Genomic DNA, 23416 nt, shown 5'->3' on the forward strand with positions numbered 1-23416 from the left:
CCAAAGTCCTGCCGGTGCACACGGATCCGCACCGGCTGTACGACATGTCGCGGGCCGCCGCCGAGTTCGGACGCCGGGACGCCGACGAACTGCTGGTCGGCATGGTGTACGAGGCGGGCGACCGGGACGGGGCCGGTGTCCGCTGAGACCGGGGCCGGCCGGGGGCCGTCTCAGCGGCGGATGCCCCGGCAGCGGGGGCGCCCGCCGCCGCGGGTGCGCGGCGTCAGCCGGTCTCGCGCCAGCGGTTGGTGACCGGAAGACGACGGTCCTTGCCGAAGCCCTTCGCGGAGATCTTCGTGCCCGGCGGGTACTGCCGCCGCTTGTACTCGGCGGTGTCCGTCATGCGCAGGACGCGGGTGACGGTCTCCTCGTCGAAGCCCTCGGCGATGATCTCCTCCCGGCCCCGGTCCAGGTCCACGTACAGCTCCAGGATCCGGTCCAGCACGTCGTAGTCGGGCAGGGAGTCGGTGTCCACCTGGTCCGGGCGCAGCTCCGCGCTCGGCGGCTTGGAGATGGAGTTCTCCGGGATCGGCGGGGTCTCGCCGCGCTCGGCCGCGGCCTTGTTGCGCCAGCGGGCCAGGCGGAAGACGGTCGTCTTGTAGACGTCCTTGATCGGGCCGTACGCGCCGACCGAGTCGCCGTAGAGGGTCGAGTAGCCGACCGCCAGCTCGGACTTGTTGCCCGGCGCGAGCACGATGTGGCCCTCCTGGTTGGACAGGCCCATCAGCAGGGTGCCGCGCAGCCGGGCCTGGAGGTTCTCCTCCGCCAGACCGGTGAGGTGCAGCGATTCCATGTACGCGTCGAACATCGGGGCGATCGGCACGGTACGGAAGTTCAGGCCGGTGCGGCGGGCCGTCTCCGCCGCGTCGTCCCTGGAATGCCCCGAGGAGTAGCGCGAGGGCATGGAGACGCCGTACACGTTCTCCGGGCCGAGCGCGTCGCAGGCGATGGCGGCGGTGAGGGCGGAGTCGATGCCGCCGGACAGCCCGATGAGCACCGAGCGGAAACCGTTCTTCAGAACGTAGGCGCGCAGCCCCGTGACGAGGGCGGTGTAGACCTCCTCGTCGTCGTCCATGCGGGGAGCCTCCGCGCCGGCGACCTGCGGCTCGTACGCGGGCAGGGGGGAGGCCGAGAGGGTGCGGTGCTCGATGAGCAGGCCGTCGGAGACGGCGCCGGAGGGGGGCTCGGGGGCGGCGGCGGGCAGGTCCAGGTCGAGGACGACGCAGCCCTCCTCGAACTGCGGGGCCCGCGCGAGGACCTCGCCGTCGGCGGAGACGACGATCGAGTCGCCGTCGAAGACCAGGTCGTCCTGGGCGCCGACCATGGCCAGGTAGGCGGTGGTGCAGTCCGCCTCACGGGCCCGGCGGCGCACCAGTTCCAGGCGGGTGTCGTCCTTGTCCCGCTCGTAGGGGGAGGCGTTGACGGACAGCAGCAGGCCCGCCCCGGCCGCGCGGGCGGCGGGCACCCGGCCGCCGTCCTGCCACAGGTCCTCGCAGATCGCCAGGGCCACGTCGACGCCGCGGACCCGGACCACGGGCAGGGTCTCGCCGGGGACGAAGTAGCGGAACTCGTCGAAGACCCCGTAGTTGGGAAGGTGGTGCTTGGCGTAGGTCAGCACGACCTCGCCCCCGTGGAGGACGGCCGCGGCGTTCCGGGGGGCGCCGGCGGGCTGGCCGTAGCGGGGCTGGGCCTCCTCCGCCCGGTCGAGGTAGCCGACGACCACGGGCACTCCGCCCAGTCCCTCGTCGGCCAGACGGGCGGCGAGGGCGGACAGGGCGGCCCGGCTGGCCCGGACGAAGGACGGGCGCAGGGCCAGGTCCTCGACGGGGTAGCCGGTGAGCATCATCTCGGGGAACGCCACGAGGTGCGCCCCCTGCCCGGCCGAGTGTCGCGTCCAGCGGACGACCGCGTCCGCGTTCCCGGCGAGGTCGCCGACGGTGGAGTCGATCTGGTTCAGGGCGAGTCGTAGCTGAGGCACACGGTCAGTCTAATCGTCGTACTGACGCGATCCCGGGAGGCGGGAACCGGCCGGACTGCCGCGTGTCGCACCCGTCCGGGTGAAGATCCCGGTTCGGGGCAGGGCGGGCGCCCCCGGCTTACGATGATGGCCTCGACCACCGGCCGTCAGGAGGAATGCCATGTCCGCCGCAGCAGTCGAGCACCCCTGCGACGACGCGGTCTTCCGGATGGCGTTGGAGGTCACCTCCTCCAACTACGGAAACGACCTGAAGAAGGTCACGGCCCATGCGGTCGCCGGGATCCCCGTCCACGCCATCGCCGACCGCCGCAACCGGCGGGTGCATATGCTGACCGGGCCGGAGTACGGGGAGTACCGGGTGCACGCGGTCCGTCCGCCCGGGGAGTCCCTCACGCTGCCGGAGTCGGTGGGCGCGCCGGTGACGCTGGAGGCGGACCGGGTACTGGGTCCGGGTTGAGCGCCCGGAGCCCGTCCCCGCCCGTCCGGGAAGGTTCACGGGCGCCGGGTCGGCGTAATGTGACGGTAACCCCTCACCGTGATACTGGTGTGCGGGCCGCCCCTTTCCTGGGCGGTACGGGGGAGGGCCGTCTGACCAGCGAGGATGAGTGACCATGGACAAGCAGCAGGAATTCGTGCTCCGGACGCTCGAGGAGCGTGACATCCGGTTCGTCCGGCTGTGGTTCACCGACGTGCTCGGCTTCCTGAAGTCCGTCGCTGTCGCGCCGGCGGAGCTGGAGCAGGCATTCGACGAGGGCATGGGGTTCGACGGGTCCGCGATCGAGGGCTTCGCCCGCGTCTACGAGTCCGACATGATCGCCAAGCCCGACCCGGGCACGTTCCAGATCCTGCCCTGGCGCGCCGAGGCCCCCGGCACCGCGCGGATGTTCTGCGACATCCTGATGCCGGACGGCTCCCCCTCCTACGCAGACCCCCGCTACGTCCTCAAGCGGGCCCTGAACAAGACCTCCGACCTGGGCTTCACCTTCTACACCCACCCCGAGATCGAGTTCTTCCTGCTCAAGGACAGGCCGGTGGACGGCACCCGGCCCACCCCGGCCGACTCCTCCGGCTACTTCGACCACACCCCTCAGCACGTCGGCCAGGACTTCCGCCGCCAGGCGATCACGATGCTGGAGTCGATGGGCATCTCGGTGGAGTTCTCCCACCACGAGGGCGCCCCCGGACAGCAGGAGATCGACCTGCGGTACGCCGACGCCCTGTCAACGGCCGACAACATCATGACGTTCCGGCTGGTGATGAAGCAGGTCGCGCTGGAGCAGGGGGTGCAGGCAACCTTCATGCCCAAGCCGTTCTCGGAGTTCCCCGGCTCCGGGATGCACACCCACCTGTCGCTGTTCGAGGGCGACCGCAACGCCTTCCACGAGTCCGGCGCCGAGTACCAGCTCTCCAAGGTCGGCCGCTCCTTCATCGCCGGGCTGCTCAGGCACGCCGGGGAGATCTCCGCCGTCACCAACCAGTGGGTCAACTCCTACAAGCGCATCTGGGGCGGGGCCCAGCGCACCGCGGGCGCCGGCGGCGAGGCGCCCTCCTACATCTGCTGGGGGCACAACAACCGCTCCGCGCTGATCCGTGTGCCGATGTACAAGCCGGGCAAGATGGGCTCCACCCGCATCGAGGTGCGTTCCCTGGACTCCGGCGCCAACCCCTACCTGGCCTACGCGGTGCTGCTGGCGGCCGGACTGAAGGGCATCGAGGAGGGCTACGAGCTCCCGGCCGGCGCCGAGGACGATGTGTGGGCGCTGTCGGACGCCGAGCGCCGCGCGATGGGCATCGAGCCGCTGCCGCAGAATCTGGGCGAGGCGATCTCGCTGATGGAGCGCAGCGAGCTGGTCGCCGAGACCCTGGGCGAGCACGTCTTCGACTTCTTTCTGCGCAACAAGAAGCAGGAGTGGGAGGAGTACCGCTCCGAGGTCACCGCCTTCGAGCTGCGCAAGTCCCTGCCGGTGCTGTAAGCGCAGGTCAGCAGGGATCTCCGGCTACGGCAACACTCAGGGCCGGCGGCGCACCGCCGCCGGCCCTGAGCCGCTTCACCCGTCCTGGGCCGTCTGTGGGCCGTCCGGCGGTGAAACGGCGCTCTCGTACACGCTGTCCACGGCCCTCCTCGTACGTCCCTCGCTGCTCGGCATCAGGTGTGTGTACACCCGCAGCGTGAAGCCGGCGTCGGAGTGACCGAGGTAGGTGCTCAGCGCCTTGATGTTCTCCCCGGCGTCCAGCAGCACCGAGGCGTAGAAGTGCCGTAGCGCGTGCATGCCGTGCTCGCGTGCCGCTTCGTACCGCCCGCCTTCCTCGGGCTCCGGGAGGATCCCGGCCGCGGCAAGGGCGGGCTTCCACACCCGGGTGTTGAAGTCGGTCCGGCGGACCGCTCCGCCGCCGGACAGGGGGAAGAACAGTCGCTTCGTCACCGGCGGGCCGTCCGGCCGTAGCCACGGAAGCGTGACTTCAGACGGCGGGTGCACATCCTGGTGCCGCTTCAGGGCGTGCCCTACGTGCTCGGGCAGCGGTACGTCACGCTCCTTGCCGCACTTCGGTGGGCCGAAGACGAGGTGGCCGTTGACCACCTTCACCTGGCAGGCGACGTGCAGCCACCCGGTGTCGAACCCCACTTCGTCCACCGGGAGTCCGAAGATCTCCCCCTGCCGCAGACCGCAGCCTGCCCCGACGTCGACCATCGCGCGGTAGCGCTCGGGCAGCGCGGCCCGGACGGCGAACAGCTGCTCAGCGGTCCAGGGCTGCACGCGGGGAGGAGAAGGCCGAGGGGCCCGTACCGTGCGGGCACGGCACGGGTTCTTCGTGAGGTGACCGTCGTCCACGGCCGCGCTCAGGACGGCTGAGACGCTGTTGAAGATGACGCGCCGGTACGAGGAGACCGGGAGTGCGCGCTCCAGGGTGCTCAGCCAGTCGCGGATGTGGGAGGGCTGGAAGGAGCCCAGCGGCCGGGATCCGAGGTAGGGGAAGGCGTGCCGGCGGAGCTGCACTTCGACCGCCGTGCGCGTCGTCATGTCGGTGGTCTGCGCCGTGAGCCACTTCTCGGCGTACTGCCGGAAGGTGGTCCGGCCGGCGGCCGGGTCGATGTACTGCCCGCGGGACATGTCGGCTTCGATGTGGGCAAGCCACTGCTCGGCAAGGCGCTTCTGCCGGTCGGGGAAGCTCTTGCTCTTCTCGGTGCCGTCAGGGCCGACGTAGCGGGCGCGGTAGCGCATGCCGGTGCCGTAGCGGTTCGTTCTGACGCGTCGGGGCTTGCCGTCGGGGCCGGACTCGGTCTTGTACCAGCGGTCTTGGATGTGACCTGCCATGCGGTGTGCGTGGTCCCTTCATGGGAGCGCCGCGGGGCGGGACCGGTGAGGGTCCCGCCCCGCGGCGGTGTGCTCGGTTGTGGGTGCTCAGGCGGCCGTGTCGGTGGCCATGCGCTCGGCGGCCCAGTCGCGGACGGCTGCGGGGTCGTAGCGCAGGTGCTTGCCGACCCGGAATCCGGGCGGGCCGGTGCGCTTCTTGCGCCAGGCGTAGACGGTCTCCAGGGGGACGCCGAACAACCTGGCGATGTCGTCGGGAGTCAGGTAGCGGTCCGGGAGTCCGGCCCGCAGCGCGGTGGTGACGGATGCCATGCGGTGGTCTCTCCTTCGTGGCGCCGGGAAGGGAGAGCGGCCCTCTCCCCGTAGGTCCGCTACAGCCGCTACATCCGCTACATCCGCTACATCCGCTACAGCCCAGGTCAGGGGCCTGTTCCCTGTAGCGGATGCGCGGGATGTAGCGGATAGGTGCCGCTACGCGGAGCGGGCGGTGGTAGCGGAAGCCGGGGTGATGTAGCGGATGCCGGTCGCCTCATCCGCTACATCCGCACCGTCTGTGAGCTGCGATGTAGCGGATGTAGCGGCTGTAGCGGACTTTGGAGGGGGCGGGGGGCAGTAGCGGGTCCAGGCGTCGGCCAGGTCCTCGGCGTAGTAGCCCCTGGAGACTCCGGACGCGGTGCGGATGGAGCGCGGCTTGATGGGCTTGTTGTCCCCGGTGACGTACTCGCCGAGCATCCGCGACAGGCCGCGAGAGGTGAGGGGCTTGCCGCTCAGGTCGCCCCAGGGGGCGTCCTCGATGGCGTTGAGGCATTCGAGGATGACGGCGGTGGGCATCCGGTCGGCCCCCTGGAAGACGTGGTCGCGCAGGTCGGTCAGCAGCCGGATGCCGAGGGAGGCTTTGTCGTCCTCGGCGGCGGCGTTGACCAGTTCCACGCAGGCGGCGCGGGCCCGCTGCGGCCAGGTGCCGCCGGCGGCGTCGGCGACGGTGAGCAGGGGTTCCCAGACGTCGGCGGGCCGGTCGGTGATGCCCTCGGGCATGTCCGGCCACTTGCCTTCCAGGGCCGGGCGGACCTGCTCGGCCCAGGCGGCGAGACGGTCGCGCAGCGCGTGGCCTTGCTTCTCGTGGATGCGCTGGCGGAACGGCTCGACCTTCTCGTTGGGGGCGCGGCGTCGCATGCGGATGATGACCGAGCGGGTCAGGATCGTGTCCGGTAGTGAGCCGAGTCCGGCGACGGCCACCGCGCAGTAGGACGGGAAGGCCTGCACGGACTGGTTGGCGCCGTCGCCGACGCACCGGTAGGTGACGCCGGAGCGGCGGTGTCCGGCGTTGAGGAAGCCGCGCAGCTCCTCGTTGTCCCCGGCCTTGGGGCCGAAGACGGTGTCGATCTCGTCGAAGAGGATGGTGGGTCGCCCGTCCATGCCGGAAACGGCGCGGAAGAGGGCGGCGGCCGAGGCGTTGACAGCCACCATCGGCTGCGGCACCAGGGTTTCCACGATCTCCAGCGCCCGGGACTTGCCCGAGCCGGGTTCGGGGGAGAGAAAGGCGATGCGCGGAGTGGAGTCGAATGCGTCCAGCAGGTGCGCGTGCGCGTCCCACAGGGTGACGGCGACGTAGGCCGCTTCGGTGGGGAAGGCGTTGAAACGCCGGTGGAAGTGCTCGACGGCGTCCAGCAGCTCGGCCCCGTCGGTGGCCGGAGCGGGTGTGGCGGTGCCGGTCATGCGGCGGTGGTCCTTTCGGTGGTGCGGTGGCGGCCGAACCGCGGGCCAGAGCGAAGAGCAGAAGAGGACGGCCTGCGGCCGACGTTTCCCGGGGCGCCCCCGGCCGCCGTGAGCGCGGCCGGTTCGGCGGCCTGCGGGCCGGGGGCGGTGGCGGATGTGCTCTTCAGCAAGGAGCGGGCGGGGGCGTTCATGCCGTCCTCCGCTGCTGGTTGTGAGCGATGGACCAGTTGAGCGCGCTGCGCAGGGTGGAGCGGCACTGGGCCGGCGGCAGTCCGGCCGACTCCCCTGCCTGCTGAAGAGCGTTCTCCACCACATGCCGGGAGAGGTCGCCCCACGCGACGAACCGGCCCAGAGCGCGTGCGGCCCGGAAGAGAGCTGCCTCGCGCCCGCCCTCCTGGGCCGTCGCGACGGTCGCGGTCTCGTTCCGCAGCGCTGCCTCGGCGTAGCGGCCGGACAGAGCCGTTACCGCCACGGAGACCGGCCCTGCGGGCTTTGGAGCGGGGCGCAGGGTGTCCAGCAGCCAGCCGGGCAGCGGAGCCACCGGAGCGGCGTCCACCACCTCGTAGGTGCCCGTGTCGGTGACGCTGCCGGGGGCAACGACGTAACCGCCCCAGGCGCGGGTGTCGACCAGCGGGGCAAGGGTGCCCGCGGTGTTGTGCAGCCGGATGCCGGGCGGGGCGGTGAAATACAGGTGCTCACCACCGCTCGCGGTCCGGGTGCGGTAGGTGGCGGGGACGGGCTGCCCGGCGCGCTCGCAGAGCGCCTGAAAGGTCGCCGCGCCGTCAGGCGCGTCCGCTCTGTCCTTGGGGGTGTCGAGGTCGACGACGACCAGGCCGGACGGGCCGGTGGCGATGCCGACGTTGAACGGGCCTGCGGACCAGGCGGCGTGGATGCGGTCGGGGTCGGTGGTGGCGCGCTGCTCCCACTTGCGGTGTCCGGCCGCGCACTCCCCGGTCCGGGGGCACCGAGCCTGGCCGTGCAGGGCCGGCCGCTTGCCACCGGGACGGAGGGGGAAGACGTGCCAGCCGCGCTCGGCGGCGGCCAGGGCGGCGGGTAGCAGGGCGTCCGCTCGCCGTTCGGGGACGGGTTGGGTCATGCTGGAGACCTCCTGAGTCTCTTGGTTGGAGCTGGGAGAACCGGGGCGGTCGCGGTCTTTGGCGAGAGGCGACCGCCCCGGAGTCTTGGCGGCTCAGCGGCGGCCGTTGCGGGCGGTGCGGCGCAGCGCGGTCCAGGCGCGGCGGCCCAGCCGGGCCTTTCCGGCCGGGGTGAACGGCTGGGTGGCGCACAACGTGGCGTAGGCGATGAGCCAGAGCAGGATGGCGGAGCTAGCGGCGAGCATCGGGGTCTCAACTCCTTGTGTGGGCGGGGTTCTGGGGGTGCGGTCCGGCGGGCTGCTAGGGGCTAGTGCGCAGGTCAGCGGCGGTTTGGGGCGCTAGCGGGGGTGCTAGACCTAGCGGCGCGGGGTGCTAGGTCTAGCGGCGGTGCGCGGCCTTCTTGCCGTCACGGGCGGCGACGGCGGCGGCCACGGCGGCCCGCTCGATGCCGCGCCGGTTCTTGCCCTCGCCGTTGTCGTCGGTGCCCCACACTTGGGCGGTGGTGATGCCGTGGGGCTTGAGCGCGGCGGTGACCTGGGGGCCGGTCCAGCCGTCGTAGACGTCGGGCCGCAGCTCGGCCAGGCGGGTGGCGATCCGCTCGCACCACGCCTTGTCCTCACCGGCCGGGATGACCGCGAGGACGTCGGCGAGGATGTCGAACTCGGGCCTAGCCTGGTCGGGTTCCTCGCCGATGGCGTGGCCGGTGATGTTGCCCAGCTCCTCGCGCATCTTCCGGGCCCGGGTGACGATCCGCTCGGCGGCGGGGGCGTCGACGAACGCGGAGGAGACGATGCGCGGCTCATCGCCTTCACCGGCCATCCAGCAGATGCCGCGGTCGGAGCGGGAGAACATGGTGGCCCGGTAGCCGGCCTTGTACATGCTGGTGCCCAGCACCATGTCGTTGGCGGGTTGGCCCATCACCTTCAGGCAGAACCGCAGCACGGCGTTCGCACTGATGCCGGTGGGCAGGGACTTGGCGTCCGGGCGCTGGGTGCCGAACATCGCCACGATGCCCAGCGCCGGGCCGCGCTTGACGAGGTCGGTGCAGATCGCCTCGATCTCGGCTCCGTACTCGGCGTGCTCGAAGGCGATCTGGCACTCGTCCAGGCCGACGACGATGGGGTGCAGCCGATAGCGCCGGTCGCTGGCGAGTGTGCTGGTCACCTTCGATTCCGGGCACAGGGCCCGGGGCAGGGACTTGATGACCTTGGCGCGGCGGCGCAGCTCGTCCTTGAGCTCGCGCAGCGCGGCCACCACGTATTCGAGGTCCTCGTCCTCTTCCCCGGCGCGGTAGCGGTGGCAGACCGGTTCCAGGGCGCCGAAGTCGCCGGTGCCCTTGAAGTCGAACGCGTGGAGCTCGGCGCGGGGGTCGAGGGCGGCGATGAGCAGCAGCAGCCGCATCAGGAACGTCTTGCCCATCCGCGGGATGGAGCCGACCACCACCGACGCGAACATCAGGGTGACGGTCACCTCGCGCATGCGCTGGTCGTTGCCGAACACCACCGGCCGGAACAGATCAACCTGCCCGGTCTTGGCCAGCGGCCAGGCCGGTTTGGCGGTCTCGTTCATGGGCTTGTCGCCGACCCACAGCACCAGCCGTCCGTCGTGCTCCTCCGGATCGGGGGCCGGCCACACGCAGCCGACCTTGCGCCGCAGCCCGGACGCCAGGGGCTTGCGGGCCTCCATGATGTCCTCCGGGGTGACGCCGTAGGGCAGGTCGAGGTCGGCGCGGTAGCCGGGCCCGTCCCGGGTGATGGGGGCGGTGAACCGCAGCCCGTTCATGTCCCCGCCCCGCTTGATCGCGGCCGAGATTTTCGGGTTGCCGATGGCGTCCAGGCCGCGCAGCACGATGTCGCTGGTGAGTTTCTGCACCTCGGTGCGGAGCACGGCCGGGCCGATGACCGGGGCGTCCTTAGGCTGTCCGGCCCACCCGAGGGCGAGGACGGCGGCCGAGGCGGCCGCGTACAGCCAGCCCGGCGCCAGCACGTACAGGGCGCACGCGAAGGCGGTGCCGAACACCGTGGCGGTGGCGAGGATCAGGCCGCGCAGCCGCACCCGGTCGGCACGCAGCTTGGCCAGGCGGGCGTACTCGTCGAAGTCCTCGCCGCGCACCGCGGCCGCGCGCAGCGGCGCGGCCTCCTTGTCCCACACCCACCGGCCCGTGGCGGCGATGAACCGCACCGCACCGCGCGGGGCCATCGCGGCGAGCTGCGCGCCGTACGAGGGCAGCCGGATGCCGTGGTAGGCCGCGGCGTATCCGGCCCGGCCACCGGCGTGACGGGCGGCGGTCAGGAACTCGGGCCTGCTGCGCAGCCAGGCGGGCACGATGGGGCGGCGCCGCTCGCTGCTCACCTCCGGAGCGGGCAGGCCGGGGTCGTCGACCGGCACCGGCCGCTGCTCGTCGGCTTCCTGGCCGTCGTCGACCGGCCCGGGCTCCGGTGGGGGCGGTGGGGTCGGGGTCTTGCTGGTGATGGGGATGACCGTGGCGTAGGTCATGCTGGATATCTCCTGTCTTCCGATCGGGGGACGGGGACCCGGGGCGGCCGGACAGCTTGGTAGGCACGGACGGCCGCCCCGGGGGTCTCTACCGGCGCGCCGCCCGCTCGCAGCGGCGCAGCCGGTCCTCGGCCGCCTTCCGCGCGGTCTTGGCGGCGGCCCGCTCCTCACGGGACGCGGCCTTCTCGGCCGCGCGGGCGGTCGCCACGTCGTTCTTCGCGTCTTCGAGCTGCCGCAGCAGCGCCCCCAGCTCGCGGGCCGCGCGGTCCTCGGCGGCGGCGTCGATGGCGTCCAACTGCCGCTGGATACGCGGGTCGACGGCGTCGGCGAACGCCTGCCGCGTGCCGCGCGCGACCAGGGCGGCGCGGCGCCGGCGCTCGGCCGGGGTGTAGATGCGGGTCGGGGTGCTCACCGGGCGTCCTCCTTCTCGGCGGTCTCGGTGGTGGCGGCGGTCTGGGCGAGCTGGGCCCAGACGGCGGCGCGGGCCACGTACCGGTCGTGCACTTCCTTCGGCTCGCTGGGGGCCTTCCTCAGCAGCTCCTCGGCCTTGGCGCGGTAGTCGAGCGAGTCCATGACGGTCTCCCTCAGGTGATGAGAGGTGGGGCGGTCAGCGGCGGGGCAGCTGGTCCCACTGCTGGGCGAGCCGGTCGGCGGCCTGCTCGGCCTCCTCGCGGGTGGCGTGCAGGGAGACGATGTGTCCGCCGGTCACGGCGGACCGCAGGCCGATGGTGGGTCGGCCGGTCTCCAGGTCGGTGGTGTAGGCGGAGCGGGCGGAAGTGGTACGGCGGAACAGGCCCATGGGTGGGTTCCTCTCGGGTCGGTGGGGTGGCCGGGTCCGGTGTGGGCCCGGCCGGTGGGGCGAGTGGTCAGCTACGGCGCTCCTCCTGGTCCTCGCGGATCTGCTGCCACACCGACCGGAGCACCAGCAGGCACACGGTCAGCGCCACGGCCGAGACGGCGACCGCGACGGCGGAGACGGCGACGGCCAGGAGGAAGACTGAGCCGCCGACTCCGGCGGCCACCCACTTGCCGACGTTGCTCGACTGCGGCGCCGGCACCGGGTGGTGGCACGGCGTCTGCTGCTGGGCCTGGGCGGCGGCCAGCAGCAGCGCGTACTGCTCGGACTGCTGCGCGGCCTGGACGGCGTCGGCGGCGGCCTGCTCGATCTCGTGTCTCATGACCGCTCCTCCCCGAGCACCTCGCGGCGCAGCTCGGTCGCCTCCCGGCGGGACAGCGACAGTTCCTCACGGAGTCGTGTGATGGTCACCGGGCGGCGCGTCGATCTGACCGCTTCCCGGTGCAGGGCACGGGCCCGCTTGCGCAGCTCGGTGGGGGTGAGCACGACCCGCTCGGTGACCACCTCCCGGCCGGTCTCGGCGGGCACGGCGGCGGTCACCTTGGCGGTTGCCTCGGGCCGGTCGACCTGCTCCCAGAGCAGCGGCGGCGCGGGCAGTTCGGCGACCGGCGGCATGACCAGCGCGGGCCGCCCGGTGTCGGCCCGCGCGATGGTCACCTCGGACGCGTCGGTGGTCACCTCGCCGGTCATCTCGGGCCGGGCCGGTGTGGTGCCGAACATGCCCGCCAGGGCGGCGTCGGCGCCGCCGGTCAGCCGCTCCCGCTGGACGGCCACCAGCCGGGAACCCAGCTCCAGGTCCCCGACACCCACCCGGCGAGCGAGCTTCCACGCGGCCTTCTCCGCCTTGCCGCGGACCTTGGCGTCCGGGTGCCCGTCGGCCACTGCCCGGTGGTAGGCGAGCTGCTGGATGGCCTCGGCGTTGCGCCGCTGTGCCTCGGCATCGGTGCCGGTGCGGTAGACCACGATCCGCCGGGCCAGGAACCCCAGCCCCTCGGCCGCCACGCACATGCCCATCGGCGACACCCCGTAGATGACGGCCTCGGTGCCGTCGTCGGCGACCGCCAGGCCGACGGCAGCGGCGACCAGCGGAGTCAGCCACAGGCCGATCCGGACCGGGGCCGGGGAGGCCTGGCCGAGCAGGGTGACGCCGACCATGACCAGGGCGAGCACCAGCGTCGCTCCCTCACCGGCGGCGACCATGCCGGCGGCGGTCGCGCCGTTGCCGAACTCGGCCCGAATGTTGGTGTAGGTGCCCCAGGCGCCGATCCCGGCGGTGGCCAGCATCAGCGCCCCGGCGATGCTGAGGACGGTCTTCTGACCGCCGGACAGAGCGTTCACCGGCTCTCACCGCCGGTGTGCCGGTAGCCGGTCGGCGGGTGCTCGGCCAGCCGCTCGCGCAAGTACTCGGTGTCCCACGCGATGTCCATCAACGGCCGGTCGGCAAGGACGTTCCGCAGCGCGATCGCGGCATGCATAACGCGCTGTTCGAGGACCTCGCGGTACCGCTCGGAGTCGCCGAGGGTGGCCGGGTACGGGAGGTCGATGGCCTCCAGCACGGCGGCCAGCAGCTCGCGGACCGGGGCGGGGATCTCGGGGGTGGTCACGCGCCCACCTCCAGGCGGCCGGAGCCACGGTTGACCAGGGCCCGGCGGGCGGCCAGCACCCGGCGGGCCCGGCGCAGACGACGGGCGTCCAACTCCGACGGGGTGCGGTCCAGGGTGGTGATACGCGCGTCCAGCAACTCGACCTCCGCGGTGATGAGCGGCATCTCGTGCTCGATCGCGTCCAGCTCGGCGGCCGACGGCTCCCCGTCGGCCGGATCGGCGGTAACAACCGCCTGCAGTGCAGCGATGTGCGTCACGGGTCGGGATTCCTCTCGCAAGGGGGCACGGCCCAGCAAGGCGGCCCCGGTGTTCCAGCACCGGGGCCGCGGGCCGCTCAACGGGAAGCAGGGAACGCCGGTGGCCGGTCAGCGGCCGCCGCGCGCCCGGGCGTCGTCCTGGCTGCGCTTGTTCGCCTCGGCGTTCTTGCGGGACAGCTCGTCCCGCTCCGCGTCTGTCAGACTCATCACCACAGGGACCTCCAGCTCAGGTGCCTGTCAGGGCGCCGCCCGGAGTTGCAGCTCCGGGCGGCGCGTCTTCGTCGGAGTCGGCGGATTCCGGCTCCCCACGCCCCGCCCGTACAGCGCCGCGCAGCACGCGGGACCGGACGGGCGGAGGAGGCAACCGGCCGCAGCGCGCTGAGGCGCTGCGGATGAGGTTGCGGTCGTTGCAGAAGGTCTCCTTCGGGAGCGTGCTCCCGTTTCAGGCATATGGAGACGCGACCTTTCGGTCTCAGCCCTCCGGTTGCCAAGGGGTCCGGGTCCCTCACCTCCGGGTGGTCCGGAGGCCCTGAGAAGGCACACGCATGCTCTGAGCAGCCCAAAGGAGGCTGTCAGGGATGCGTGGACATCCCTAGGGATATTTATAGGCAACATCCCTAGGGAGGTCAACCGGTCCGGGTTCAGGACGTGGAAAAGGGAGCCCGCCTGAAGCGGGCTCCCTGGGGTGGCTGCGGACAGTCTTAGCTGTTCAGGTGGTACTCCATGACGTAGACCCCTGCGTCCAGCAGCATCTTGTTCACCTCGATGGCACGGTCGTCCTCGGTGAACGCGGTGCGCCAGATCTCCACTACCGGCGTCCCCTCCGCGAGGTGCAGCCGCTCGGCCTCGGCCTGGCTGGGCATGCGAGCCCGTAGCTCCTCGGTGAAGCGGACGGGCTTCAACCCCAGCTCTGCCAGGCGTGCGTAGGTGCCGCCGGGCCCGGTGTCGGGCTGGGCGATCGCAGTGTCGCGCACCAACTCGGCCGGCAGGTAGGAGGTGGCGGCCTGGACCGGCTCGCCCTCCACCACGAACACCCGGTCGCGGATCACAACCGGGGCGTCTTCGGCCAAGTTCAGTACGCGCGCCACATGGTCGGGTGCGGTCGTCTCGTAGACCTTCAGATCGGTGACCGAGAGGGGGCGCTCACCCAGGTCCGCAGCCCAGATGGACCGCCCGGATCCCCAGCCCTCCTGGGCGAGGCGGCGGTTGGCGACCCGCCGGATCGGCCGGAACTCCCGCACGTACGTCCCACTGCCCCGCCTGCGGACGGCCAGCCCTTCGGTGACCAGCAGTGTCAGTGCTCGGCGGGCGGTCTCCTTGGCCACGCCGTACTCGCGTACTAGGGCCGGCTCACCAGGAAGCCGGGCACCGGGAGCCAGCTCGCCCGACCGGATGCGCTCCCGCAGCTCATCGGCGATCTGCCTGGCGCTCTCTGCCATCAACGGCCCTCACTTCCCTAGGGTGCTTCCTTTCCACTTTGGCACAGAAGTTCCAGAACCGTTTCGCGTGGGGCGTCTCGTCCGACGGGCTGCGTGAGCACAAGCCTGCGGGGCCCAGCGAAGGCGTGTCGACGAGGGTGTCAGGCTTATAAAGCGGTGATCAAGGGCCCACCGTTGGGAGCCTGGGCCGTCTGTGGGCCGTCAGGGGACGGCCCGGGGTAGCCGACAACGACCAACGACGACCGTACGATGGCTGGTCGTAGCAGCTCGTGTGGGGCCTTGCCCAGAGCCGTAGGGTGGCTCACAAGTTTCTGCGCAACAAGAAGCAGGAGTGGGAGGAGTACCGCTCCGAGGTCACCGCCTTCGAGCTGCGCAAGTCCCTGCCGGTGCTGTAGCGGCCCGCGGGAGCGGGGCAGGCGGGGCAGACGGTACGGCGGCAGCGGCGAGAGGCAAGGCCACGGTGGTGCAGGGCGGTCGGCGGGACAGCCGGTTCGGACGGTTCGTACGGCGCGGGTTCACCGATCCGGGGGCGGCCGTCCGCCTGCTGGACTCGCCCGCCCTGGCCCAGGTGCGCGACGACGCGGTGCTGCTGGACGCGCTCGGCGCCACCGCCGATCCCGACCAGGCGCTGCTGTCCTTCGTCCGGTTGGTGGAGGTCCAGCCGGACGAGGCCGGGCGGCAGACGCTGCTGGGCACCGTGCTGGCCGCCAAGCCGCTGCGCGACCGGCTGCTGGGCGTGCTGGGCGCCTCCGAGGCGCTCGGCGACCATCTCGCCGGCCACCCCGGCGACTGGCGGGCCCTCCACTCCTACGAGAAGGCCGACCTCCACCCGGGCGTCGGGGAGTTCGAGGCCGCGCTCGCCGGCGCGGACGGCCCCGACGAGCTGCGCGCCGCCTACCGCCGGGCTCTGCTCACCATCGCCGCCCGCGACGTGTGCGGCAGCACCACCCTCGACGAGACCGCCGCCGAGCTCGCCGATCTGGCCACCGCCACCCTGCGCGCCGCCCTGGCGATGGCCGGGCGCGAGGAGCCGGGGGACGCGCGGGCGTGCCGGCTGGCGGTGATCGGGATGGGCAAGTGCGGCGGCCGCGAGCTGAACTACGTCTCGGACGTGGACGTCGTCTTCGTCGCCGAGCCCGCCGGGGGAGCGGGAGGGGACGGCGACGGGGAGAGCGGGGCGCTGCGCGCGGCGACCCGGCTCGCCGCGCGGATGATGCGGATCTGCTCCGACACCACCGCCGAGGGCACCATCTGGCAGGTGGACGCCAACCTGCGGCCCGAGGGGCGCAACGGCCCGCTGGTGCGCACCCTGTCCAGCCATCTGGCGTACTACCGGCGCTGGGCCAAGACCTGGGAGTTCCAGGCCCTGCTCAAGGCCCGCCCGGTGGCCGGCGACCCGGCGCTGGGCCGGGAGTACGTCGACGCCGTGGCCCCGATGGTGTGGCAGGCCGCCGAGCGGGAGAACTTCGTCACCGACGTGCAGCAGATGCGCCGCCGTGTGGTCGCCGGAATCCCGGCCGCACAGCTGGACCGCGAACTCAAACTCGGGCCCGGGGGCCTGCGCGACGTGGAGTTCGCCGTCCAGCTCCTCCAGCTCGTCCACGGGCGCAGCGACGCCGCCCTGCGCAGTCCCACCACGCTGGCCGCGCTCGACGACCTCGCGGCGGGCGGGTACGTGGGCCGTCAGGACGCCGCCGCGCTCGGCGACGCGTACCGCTTCCTGCGTGTCCTGGAGCACCGCATCCAGCTCCAGAAGCTGCGCCGCACCCATCTGATGCCCCGGGACGAGAGCGAACTGCGCCGGCTGGGCCGCTGCCTGGGCTTCCGCCAGGAGCCGGTGGCCGAGCTGACCCGTGCCTGGAAGCGGCATGCCGCGGTGGTGCGGCGACTGCACGAGAAGATCTTCTACCGGCCGCTGCTGGACGCCGTCGCCCAGCTCGCGCCCGGCGAGGTCAGGCTGTCGGCCGGAGCCGCCCGGCAGCGCCTGGAGGCGCTCGGCTACGCGGACCCGGCGGCCGCCCTGCGCCATCTGGAGGCGCTGACCTCCGGGGTCAGCCGCAAGGCCGCCATCCAGCGCACCCTGCTGCCGGTGCTGCTGGGCTGGTTCGCCGACTCCGCCGACCCCGACGCCGGACTGCTGGGCTTCCGCAAGGTCTCCGACGCGCTCGGCCAGACGCCCTGGTACCTGCGGCTGCTGCGGGACGAGGGGGCCGCCGCGGAGAACCTGGCCCGGGTGCTGTCGGCCGGAAGGCTCGCCCCCGACCTGCTGCTGCGTGCCCCCGAGGCCGTGGCCCTGCTCGGCGATCCCGGCGGGCTGCGGCCGCGCTGCAGGGAGACGCTGACCCAGGAGGCGCTGGCGGCCGTCGGCAGGGCCGACGGGCCCGAGCAGGCCGTCGCCGCCGTGCGCGGAGTGCGGCGCCGAGAGCTGTTCCGCACTGCCGCCGCCGATGTCATCGGCGCGTACAAGGCGGGGGCCGCGGGCGCGGAGGAGGGCTCGGAGAGCGGTACGCAAGACGGAGCGGAAGGCGGCGCGCAGGGCGCCGACGGCGTCGCCGCCGTCGTGGACCTGGTGGGAGAGGCGCTGTCCGATCTGAACGCCGCCACCGTCGCCGGAGCTCTGCGGGCGGCGGTGGACGCCCGCTGGGGCGACACCCTGCCCACCCGCTTCACGATCATCGGCATGGGCCGCTTCGGGGGCCGCGAGCTGAACTACGGCTCCGACGCGGACGTGCTGTTCGTCCACGAACCGCGCGAGGGCGTGGACGAGCGGGAGGCCGGCGAGGCGGCCCTCGCCGTCGCGGGTGAGATGCGACGCCTCCTGCAGCTGCCCAGCTCCGACCCGCCGCTGCTCATCGACGCCGACCTGCGGCCGGAGGGCAGGAGCGGCCCGCTGGTGCGCACCCTGGCCTCCTACGGGACCTACTACCGCCGCTGGTCGCGGGTGTGGGAGCGGCACGCGCTGCTGCGGGCCGAGCCGGTGGCGGGGGACGCGGACCTGGGCCGCCGCTTCGCCGGGCTGGTCGACCCCCTGCGCTATCCGGAGGACGGCCTGGAGGAGGACGCGGTGCGGGAGATCCGCCGTCTCAAGGCACGGATGGAGAGCGAGCGACTGCCGCGCGGCGCCGACCCCACCACCCACACCAAGCTGGGCAGGGGAGGACTGTCGGACGTGGAGTGGACGGTCCAGCTGACGCAGCTGCGCCACGCGGCGAAGGTGCCGGGGCTGCGCACCACCCGCACCCGTCCCGCGCTGGCCGCCGCGCGGGACGCCGGGCTGATCGGGGAGGAGGACGCGGCGACCCTGGACGAGGCGTGGCTGCTGGCCACCCGGGTGCGCAACGCGGTGATGCTGGTGCGTGGCCGGCCCGGCGACACCTTCCCCTCCGAGCCGCGCGAACTGGCCGCCGTCGGCCGCTACCTGGGCTATGAACCGGGGCACGTGGGCGAGATGCTGGAGGACTACCGGCGCACCACGCGCCGCGCCCGCGCGGTGGTGGACCGGCTGTTCTACGGGGTGGAGTGAGCTACGGGGCCGAGCGGGGGGCCGGCGTCGGCGGCGGAGGGACCAGGCGGGGCAGACGGTGGGCCGGGGCGCCGTACCAGGCGCAGGAGACCGCGTAGCCTATGCCCAGGCAGAGCAGCCCGCCCACCGCGTCCAGCCAGAAGTGGTTGGCGGTGCAGACGATGACCACCAGGGTGAGGGCCGGGTAGAGCCAGCCGAGGATCTTCGCCCACAGCGGCGCCGCCAGCAGGGCGAGGGTGATGCCGCACCACACCGACCAGCCGATGTGCATCGAGGGCATGGCCGCGTACTGGTTGGAGACACTGGCCATGTTGCCCGAGGCCATCGAGCCCCAGGTGTCGTGGACCTTGACGGTGTCGATGAAGTGCGCGCTCTCCATCAGCCGCGGCGGGGCCAGGGGGTAGAAGTAGTAGCCGAGCAGGGCGACGGCCGTGGTGGCGAACAGGACCGTGCGGGTGGCGGCGTAGCGGCCCGGCTGTCTGCGGTAGAGCCAGACCAGGACGCCGATGGTGACGATGAAGTGCAGCGTGGCGTAGTAGTAGTTCATCGTCACGATCAGCCAGGTGACGCCGTTGACCGCGTGGTTGAGGGACTGCTCGACGGCGATGCCCAGGGACCGCTCGAACGCCCACAGCCAGTCGGCGTTCCGCAGCGCCTGCGCCTCCTGCTCCGGCACGGCGTTGCGGATCATGGAGTACGTCCAGTAGCTGACCGCGATCAGCGTGATCTCGAACCAGATCCGGGGCCTGCGGGGCGCGCGGATGCGCTGGGTAACGGTGCGGTGCGGTGCCGGAGCAACCGTGCGTTCACCTGCCGGAGTGACAGTGGTCACTCCGGCTTCTTCTGTCGTCCTCGCGGTCGGAGCCCCCATGGTGCGCCAGTCTGCCAGAATCCGGACTCCGACCGATCATCCCCCGGTCCGGTTCCGGTCGCTTTCCGTCCTCCTTGAGACGGACCCCCGACCCTGAGGCGCGGAGGCGGTGGAGCCGCGTACCACCAGCTCGGGCAGGAAGACGAACTCGCTGTGCGGGGCGGGGGTGCCGCCGATCTCCTCCAGCAGCGCCCGTACCGCCGCCTGTCCCATCGCGGTCACCGGCTGGCGGATGGTGGTCAGGGGCGGGTCGGTGAAGGCGATCAGCGGGGAGTCGTCGAAGCCGATGACCGAGACGTCGCCGGGAACGGCCAGGCCGCGCTGCCGGGCGGCCCGGATGGCGCCGAGCGCCATCATGTCGCTGGCGCAGACCACGGCGGTGCAGCCGCGGTCGATCAGAGAGCCGGCCGCCGCCTGGCCGCCCTCCAGGGTGTAGAGCGAGTGCTCGACCGTCGACTCCGCCTCGTCGCGCGAGAGTCCGAGCTGCTCCTGGAGGCTGGTGGTGAAGCCCTCCGTCTTGCGCTGGACGGGCACGAACCGGGCCGGTCCCAGGGCCAGCCCCACGTGCTCGTGGCCGAGCGAGACGAGGTGGGTGACGGCCAGTCGCATCGCGGCCCGGTCGTCCGGTGAGACGAAGGGCGCGCGGACCTTGGGGGAGAAGCCGTTGACCATCACGAACGGCACGCCCTTGCCGCGCAGTCGCTCGTAGCGCTGCGTGTCGGCGGTGGTGTCGGCGTGCAGCCCGGAGACGAAGATGACGCCGGCCACGCCGCGGTCCACGAGCATCTCGGTCAGCTCGTCCTCCGTCGAGCCGCCGGGGGTCTGGGTGGCCAGGACGGGGGTGTAGCCCTGACGGGTCAGCGCCTGTCCGATGACCTGGGCGAACGCCGGGAAGATCGGGTTCTCCAGCTCGGGGGTGATCAGCCCGACCAGCCCCGCGCTGAGCCGGCGCAGGCGCATGGGCCGTTCGTACCCCAGCAGGTCCAGTGCGGCGAGGACGGACTCGCGGGTGGCCGGGGAAACGCCGGGCTTGCCGTTGAGGACGCGGCTGACCGTCGCTTCGCTGACCCCCGCCTGGGCTGCGATGTCAGCTAGTCGTGCGGTCACAGCACCGGACTGTACCGGTCATGTGTCCGACTGCCCACCGTACCCGGGAGTTCACCCGTATTGGCATGGTTCGGCCCCGGTTCCGGGCGCGGAGCCGGGGCCGAACCGTGTCCGGAGCAGGGGGCGTTCCTCAGTCGGCGGCGGTGGCCACGCCCCGGACCGACCCGGGGGAGGCGACAGTGATCGTGCGGGAGGCGACATCGACCAGGTCGCTCCCCTCGCCGTACAGGAACGGCAGGGAGAAGAAGGGATCGGGGTTGAGGGGCGATGCCCTCGGTGTCCGTCCTCTCCTCGATCTCCGGCGCGACGTCCTCGCGGTCCTTCCAGGTGGCCGGGGGCGGTCGATCCCGGCCACCTCGAAGATCCGGCGGTTGTAGAGCAGGGCGAGGGTGTCGGTCACCTGGGGGACGCCGTGGACGCCGCCGTCCTCCAGCGTCACGCTCGCGGTGGTGGTCGGCGGGAAGCCGGACAAGTCGGCTTCCAGGGCGGGGGTGCCGGTCCGGGGGGCGAATCGGACGCCCCGGGGTGTATGTGACCTTCCATCGTGTTCTTCCCGTCTGTCCTCAAGCGGAGGATCCGCGGTGGAGCGGGGAGGAAGGTAGCGGGAGCGCAATCTCCGGCGGAAGCCGTTGCAGACTCGTTTGCGGAAAGTTGCCGCAAGGTCTTTCTAAAAGATTGCACCACTGTTACGTTCCTGGTCAGCCCGGCGCCGTGACAGCGCGGCCCGCGCGGAGTACACCAGTGCCCCCGCGAGACGGGCACCGGATCATGGAGGAGTTCACATGCGGCGTGGCATAGGGGCCACCGCACTGGTCGCGGCCATCACGCTCGCGGCCACTGCCTGCGGCGGCGAGAGCGGTGACGGCGAGAAGAACGCCAGCGGCGAGCTGTCGGGCACCGTCGAGTTCTGGGACACGTCGGGCGACGCCGAGAAGGGCTTCTACAAGAAGGTCGCCGAGGAGTTCGAGGACAAGCACCCCGGCGTCGAGGTCAAGTACGTCAACGTCCCCTTCGGCGAGGCCGGCAACAAGTTCAAGAACGCCGCGGGCGGCGGCTCCGGAGCCCCCGACGTGATGCGCACCGAGGTCGCCTGGGTGGCCGACTTCGCCAGCCTGGGCTACCTCGCCCCGCTGGACGACACCGCCGCGGTCGATGACAAGGACGACTACCTGCCCCAGGCCTGGGGCAGCACCCAGTACGACGGCAAGACCTACGCCGTCCCGCAGGTCATCGACACCCTGGCCCTCTTCTACAACAAGGGCCTGCTGGAGAAGGCCGGCGTCGAGGTCCCGCAGTCGGTCGAGGACATCAAGGACTCCACGAAGGCGTTCGAGAAGAACGACGTCACCCCGTTCTACCTGCGCGGCGACGACCCGTACTGGTTCCTGCCCTTCCTCTACGGCGAGGGCGGCGACATGCTCGACGCCGGAGCGAAGAAGATCACCATCGACGAGGAGCCCGGCGTGAAGGCGTTCGAGGTGATCAAGGACCTGGTGGACTCCGGGGCCGCGACCACGGACACCACCAACGGCTGGGAGAACATGCAGAAGTCCTTCAAGGACGGCAAGGTCGCGATGATGATCAATGGCCCCTGGGCCATCGAGGACACCCTCGCGGGCAAGCAGTTCGAGGGCAAGGAGGACAACCTCGGGGTCGCCGCGGTCCCGGCCGGCAGCGCCGGTCAGGGCGCCCCGCAGGGCGGTCACAACTACTCCGTCTACGCCGGCTCCGACAACCTCGACGCCTCCTACGAGTTCGTCAGGTACATGAGCTCCGCCGAGGTCCAGAAGCGCACCACCGAGGAGCTGAGCCTCCTGCCGACGCGCACCTCGGTGTACGGGGAGAAGACCGTCGAGGACAACCAGATGGTCCAGTTCTTCAGGCCCGCCGTGGACAAGGCCGTCGAGCGCCCCTGGATCGCCGAGGGCAACTCCCTCTTCGAGCCGCTGCGCGTCCAGATGGCCGAGGTGCTGACCGGCAAGACCGAGCCGGAGGCCGCCGCCGAGAAGGCCGGCGAGGAGTACGCCAAGCTCCTTGAGGACGGGGACTGGAAGTAAGGGCAGGAGAAAGCTCAGGGAGAGGCTGACCGACGACCATGGCTGTCGAGACCGGCCAGTCGGTGGCGCCGGCCGCGGAACTGGCGAGAAGTCCAGCAAGGCCCCCGGGCCGCTGCGCCGCGCACTGGCGACGCACTGGTACGCATGGGCCATGGTGGCCCCCGTGGTGATCGTCATCGGGGTGATCATCGGTTATCCGCTGGTCCGGGGCATCTGGCTGTCCCTGACGGACGCGGACGAGGCCAACGTCGCCCGCACCATCGGCGTCAACGAGATCGAGGCCACCTACGAGTTCGTCGGCCTCGAGAACTACCTGGACATCCTCACCGACAACGTCTTCTGGGACCGACTGGGCTGGACGGTGCTGTGGACGGTCGGCTGTGTCTCCGTGACCTTCCTGCTGGGCCTTGTGCTGGCCACCATGCTCAACCGGAAGCTGCGCGGCCGGGCGGTGTACCGCATCGCGATCATCCTGCCCTGGGGCATCCCGGCCTTCGTCTCCGTCTTCGCCTGGCAGATGCTGTTCAACGAGAGGAACGGCATCCTCAACAGGATCCTGGAGGGCGGGGGCATCGAGGGCGTCCCCTGGCTGGGCGACCCCACCTGGGCGAAGATCTCCGTCATCGCGGTGAACGTCTGGCTGGGCGTGCCGTTCATGCTCGTCGCCCTGCTGGGCGCCCTCCAGGCCATCCCCTCGGAGCTGCTGGAGGCCGCCGAGGTGGACGGCGCGAACGCCTGGCAGCGCTTCCGCAACGTCACCCTGCCGGGCATCCGCTCGGTCAGCAGCACCGTGGTCCTGCTGAGCACCATCTGGACGTTCAACATGTTCCCGGTGATCTACCTGCTCACCCGCGGCGGGCCGGGCGACTCCACCGAGATCCTGGTGACCTACGCCTACCGGCTGTCCTTCCTCAACAGCCCGCGCGACTTCGCCACCTCCGCGGCCTGGGGCGTGCTGATCCTGCTGCTCCTGATGCTCTTCGCGGTGTTCTACCGCCGTTCGCTCCGCAAGCAGGGAGAGGTGTGGTGACGACGATGAACACCACGAAGACCACCACCGCGACCACGACACCCGACCCCGCCACCACCGCGCCCGGCGTGCAGGAC

At 71.8% G+C, this 23416-nt stretch carries 23 protein-coding genes and 1 pseudogene; 6 read left to right on the forward strand and 18 right to left on the reverse strand.

Annotated elements, in window-relative coordinates; all coding sequences use genetic code 11:
- Nucleotides 1–223 precede the first annotated feature (223 nt).
- Nucleotides 224–1978 (reverse strand): NAD+ synthase, encoded by a 1755-nt coding sequence (locus LJ221_RS13900; protein ID WP_241716843.1) that lies wholly within the window; start codon nt 1976–1978, stop codon nt 224–226.
- 160 nt (nt 1979–2138) lie between these two features.
- Between LJ221_RS13900 and LJ221_RS13905 the strand changes: the two genes are divergently transcribed.
- On the forward strand, nt 2139–2435 hold the full coding sequence (locus LJ221_RS13905) for a Uma2 family endonuclease (protein ID WP_241716845.1): 297 nt from the start codon (nt 2139–2141) through the stop codon (nt 2433–2435).
- A gap of 154 nt (nt 2436–2589) precedes the next feature.
- The gene (glnA, locus tag LJ221_RS13910) at nt 2590–3951 is read left to right on the forward strand and encodes a type I glutamate--ammonia ligase (protein ID WP_241716847.1); all 1362 of its coding nucleotides are present in this window, start codon (nt 2590–2592) and stop codon (nt 3949–3951) included.
- A 75-nt stretch (nt 3952–4026) separates the two neighbouring features.
- On the opposite strand, the gene LJ221_RS13915 is transcribed toward glnA, so the two are convergent.
- The 14 genes from LJ221_RS13915 to LJ221_RS13980 form a co-directional block, all read right to left on the reverse strand.
- Nucleotides 4027–5292, reverse strand: coding sequence for a site-specific integrase (locus LJ221_RS13915; protein WP_241716849.1), 1266 nt, complete (start codon nt 5290–5292; stop codon nt 4027–4029).
- A gap of 87 nt (nt 5293–5379) precedes the next feature.
- Entirely contained in the window at nt 5380–5601 is a 222-nt protein-coding gene (locus tag LJ221_RS13920) for a helix-turn-helix domain-containing protein (RefSeq protein WP_241716851.1), read from the reverse strand.
- Between the two features lie 159 nt (nt 5602–5760).
- Nucleotides 5761–7005 carry a DUF3631 domain-containing protein gene (locus LJ221_RS13925; protein WP_241716853.1) on the reverse strand — a complete coding sequence of 415 codons (1245 nt, stop codon included), beginning with the start codon at nt 7003–7005 and terminating at the stop codon, nt 5761–5763.
- A gap of 187 nt (nt 7006–7192) precedes the next feature.
- A complete protein-coding gene (locus LJ221_RS13930; protein ID WP_241716855.1) occupies nt 7193–8101 on the reverse strand; it encodes a bifunctional DNA primase/polymerase in 909 nt (302 codons plus the stop codon).
- Between the two features lie 93 nt (nt 8102–8194).
- Entirely contained in the window at nt 8195–8344 is a 150-nt protein-coding gene (locus LJ221_RS13935; RefSeq protein ID WP_241716857.1) for a hypothetical protein, read from the reverse strand.
- 133 nt (nt 8345–8477) lie between these two features.
- Nucleotides 8478–10595: an FtsK/SpoIIIE domain-containing protein gene (locus LJ221_RS13940; protein WP_241716859.1), complete on the reverse strand. Its 2118-nt coding sequence runs from the start codon at nt 10593–10595 to the stop codon at nt 8478–8480.
- Nucleotides 10596–10683: 88 nt separating this feature from the next.
- Complete coding sequence (locus LJ221_RS13945; protein WP_241716861.1) at nt 10684–11007, reverse strand: hypothetical protein; 324 nt, start codon at nt 11005–11007, stop codon at nt 10684–10686.
- Complete coding sequence (locus LJ221_RS13950; RefSeq protein ID WP_241716863.1) at nt 11004–11168, reverse strand: hypothetical protein; 165 nt, start codon at nt 11166–11168, stop codon at nt 11004–11006. Before LJ221_RS13950 ends, LJ221_RS13945 begins: the two co-directional genes overlap by 4 nt.
- A 34-nt stretch (nt 11169–11202) precedes the next feature.
- Nucleotides 11203–11394 carry a hypothetical protein gene (locus LJ221_RS13955; RefSeq protein ID WP_241716865.1) on the reverse strand — a complete coding sequence of 64 codons (192 nt, stop codon included), beginning with the start codon at nt 11392–11394 and terminating at the stop codon, nt 11203–11205.
- A gap of 67 nt (nt 11395–11461) precedes the next feature.
- Nucleotides 11462–11773, reverse strand: a complete 312-nt coding sequence (locus tag LJ221_RS13960) for a hypothetical protein (RefSeq protein WP_241716867.1) — start codon at nt 11771–11773, stop codon at nt 11462–11464.
- Nucleotides 11770–12789, reverse strand: coding sequence for a hypothetical protein (locus LJ221_RS13965; RefSeq protein WP_241716869.1), 1020 nt, complete (start codon nt 12787–12789; stop codon nt 11770–11772). The genes LJ221_RS13960 and LJ221_RS13965 overlap by 4 nt, the downstream gene beginning before the upstream one ends.
- The gene (locus LJ221_RS13970) at nt 12786–13055 is read right to left on the reverse strand and encodes a hypothetical protein (RefSeq protein WP_241716871.1); all 270 of its coding nucleotides are present in this window, start codon (nt 13053–13055) and stop codon (nt 12786–12788) included. The genes LJ221_RS13965 and LJ221_RS13970 overlap by 4 nt, the downstream gene beginning before the upstream one ends.
- Nucleotides 13052–13312: a DUF6284 family protein gene (locus tag LJ221_RS13975; RefSeq protein WP_241716872.1), complete on the reverse strand. Its 261-nt coding sequence runs from the start codon at nt 13310–13312 to the stop codon at nt 13052–13054. Before LJ221_RS13975 ends, LJ221_RS13970 begins: the two co-directional genes overlap by 4 nt.
- Before the next feature lie 701 nt (nt 13313–14013).
- Nucleotides 14014–14751, reverse strand: a complete 738-nt coding sequence (locus tag LJ221_RS13980; protein WP_241716874.1) for a GntR family transcriptional regulator — start codon at nt 14749–14751, stop codon at nt 14014–14016.
- Nucleotides 14752–15059: 308 nt separating this feature from the next.
- Between LJ221_RS13980 and LJ221_RS13985 the strand changes: the two are divergent.
- Nucleotides 15060–15146: pseudogene (locus tag LJ221_RS13985) on the forward strand (glutamine synthetase); the annotation flags it as partial.
- A 65-nt stretch (nt 15147–15211) separates the two neighbouring features.
- Nucleotides 15212–18274: a bifunctional [glutamine synthetase] adenylyltransferase/[glutamine synthetase]-adenylyl-L-tyrosine phosphorylase gene (locus LJ221_RS13990; RefSeq protein WP_241716877.1), complete on the forward strand. Its 3063-nt coding sequence runs from the start codon at nt 15212–15214 to the stop codon at nt 18272–18274.
- A 1-nt stretch (nt 18275) separates the two neighbouring features.
- Here LJ221_RS13990 and LJ221_RS13995 read toward each other — a convergent pair whose 3' ends face one another.
- From LJ221_RS13995 to LJ221_RS14005, 3 genes are all read right to left on the reverse strand, one after another.
- Nucleotides 18276–19145 carry a phosphatase PAP2 family protein gene (locus tag LJ221_RS13995; RefSeq protein ID WP_241716879.1) on the reverse strand — a complete coding sequence of 290 codons (870 nt, stop codon included), beginning with the start codon at nt 19143–19145 and terminating at the stop codon, nt 18276–18278.
- 36 nt (nt 19146–19181) lie between these two features.
- The gene (locus LJ221_RS14000; protein WP_241716881.1) at nt 19182–20252 is read right to left on the reverse strand and encodes a LacI family DNA-binding transcriptional regulator; all 1071 of its coding nucleotides are present in this window, start codon (nt 20250–20252) and stop codon (nt 19182–19184) included.
- Nucleotides 20253–20382: 130 nt separating this feature from the next.
- Nucleotides 20383–20724, reverse strand: coding sequence for a hypothetical protein (locus tag LJ221_RS14005; RefSeq protein WP_241716883.1), 342 nt, complete (start codon nt 20722–20724; stop codon nt 20383–20385).
- 310 nt (nt 20725–21034) lie between these two features.
- Here LJ221_RS14005 and LJ221_RS14010 point away from each other — a divergent pair, with 310 nt between their 5' ends.
- Both LJ221_RS14010 and LJ221_RS14015 read left to right on the forward strand, forming a co-directional pair.
- Complete coding sequence (locus tag LJ221_RS14010; RefSeq protein WP_241716885.1) at nt 21035–22309, forward strand: extracellular solute-binding protein; 1275 nt, start codon at nt 21035–21037, stop codon at nt 22307–22309.
- Between the two features lie 151 nt (nt 22310–22460).
- A complete protein-coding gene (locus LJ221_RS14015) occupies nt 22461–23339 on the forward strand; it encodes a carbohydrate ABC transporter permease (protein ID WP_241716887.1) in 879 nt (292 codons plus the stop codon).
- Nucleotides 23340–23416: the final 77 nt, after the last annotated feature.

The sequence above is a fragment of the Streptomyces sp. CNQ085 genome, assembly GCF_022614595.1.
GTDB lineage: Bacteria > Actinomycetota > Actinomycetes > Streptomycetales > Streptomycetaceae > Streptomyces.

Coding starts and splice junctions, on each gene's coding strand:
- LJ221_RS13950 (WP_241716863.1), bottom strand. CDS start 11,168: ATGGACTCGCTCGACTACCGCGCCAAGGCCGAGGAGCTGCTGAGGAAG.
- LJ221_RS14015 (WP_241716887.1), top strand. CDS start 22,461: ATGGTGGCCCCCGTGGTGATCGTCATCGGGGTGATCATCGGTTATCCG.
- LJ221_RS13980 (WP_241716874.1), bottom strand. CDS start 14,751: ATGGCAGAGAGCGCCAGGCAGATCGCCGATGAGCTGCGGGAGCGCATC.
- glnA (WP_241716847.1), top strand. CDS start 2,590: ATGGACAAGCAGCAGGAATTCGTGCTCCGGACGCTCGAGGAGCGTGAC.
- LJ221_RS13920 (WP_241716851.1), bottom strand. CDS start 5,601: ATGGCATCCGTCACCACCGCGCTGCGGGCCGGACTCCCGGACCGCTAC.
- LJ221_RS13935 (WP_241716857.1), bottom strand. CDS start 8,344: ATGCTCGCCGCTAGCTCCGCCATCCTGCTCTGGCTCATCGCCTACGCC.
- LJ221_RS13960 (WP_241716867.1), bottom strand. CDS start 11,773: ATGAGACACGAGATCGAGCAGGCCGCCGCCGACGCCGTCCAGGCCGCG.
- LJ221_RS13905 (WP_241716845.1), top strand. CDS start 2,139: ATGTCCGCCGCAGCAGTCGAGCACCCCTGCGACGACGCGGTCTTCCGG.
- LJ221_RS13955 (WP_241716865.1), bottom strand. CDS start 11,394: ATGGGCCTGTTCCGCCGTACCACTTCCGCCCGCTCCGCCTACACCACC.
- LJ221_RS13915 (WP_241716849.1), bottom strand. CDS start 5,292: ATGGCAGGTCACATCCAAGACCGCTGGTACAAGACCGAGTCCGGCCCC.
- LJ221_RS13930 (WP_241716855.1), bottom strand. CDS start 8,101: ATGACCCAACCCGTCCCCGAACGGCGAGCGGACGCCCTGCTACCCGCC.
- LJ221_RS13940 (WP_241716859.1), bottom strand. CDS start 10,595: ATGACCTACGCCACGGTCATCCCCATCACCAGCAAGACCCCGACCCCA.
- LJ221_RS13925 (WP_241716853.1), bottom strand. CDS start 7,005: ATGACCGGCACCGCCACACCCGCTCCGGCCACCGACGGGGCCGAGCTG.
- LJ221_RS13995 (WP_241716879.1), bottom strand. CDS start 19,145: ATGGGGGCTCCGACCGCGAGGACGACAGAAGAAGCCGGAGTGACCACT.
- LJ221_RS14010 (WP_241716885.1), top strand. CDS start 21,035: ATGCGGCGTGGCATAGGGGCCACCGCACTGGTCGCGGCCATCACGCTC.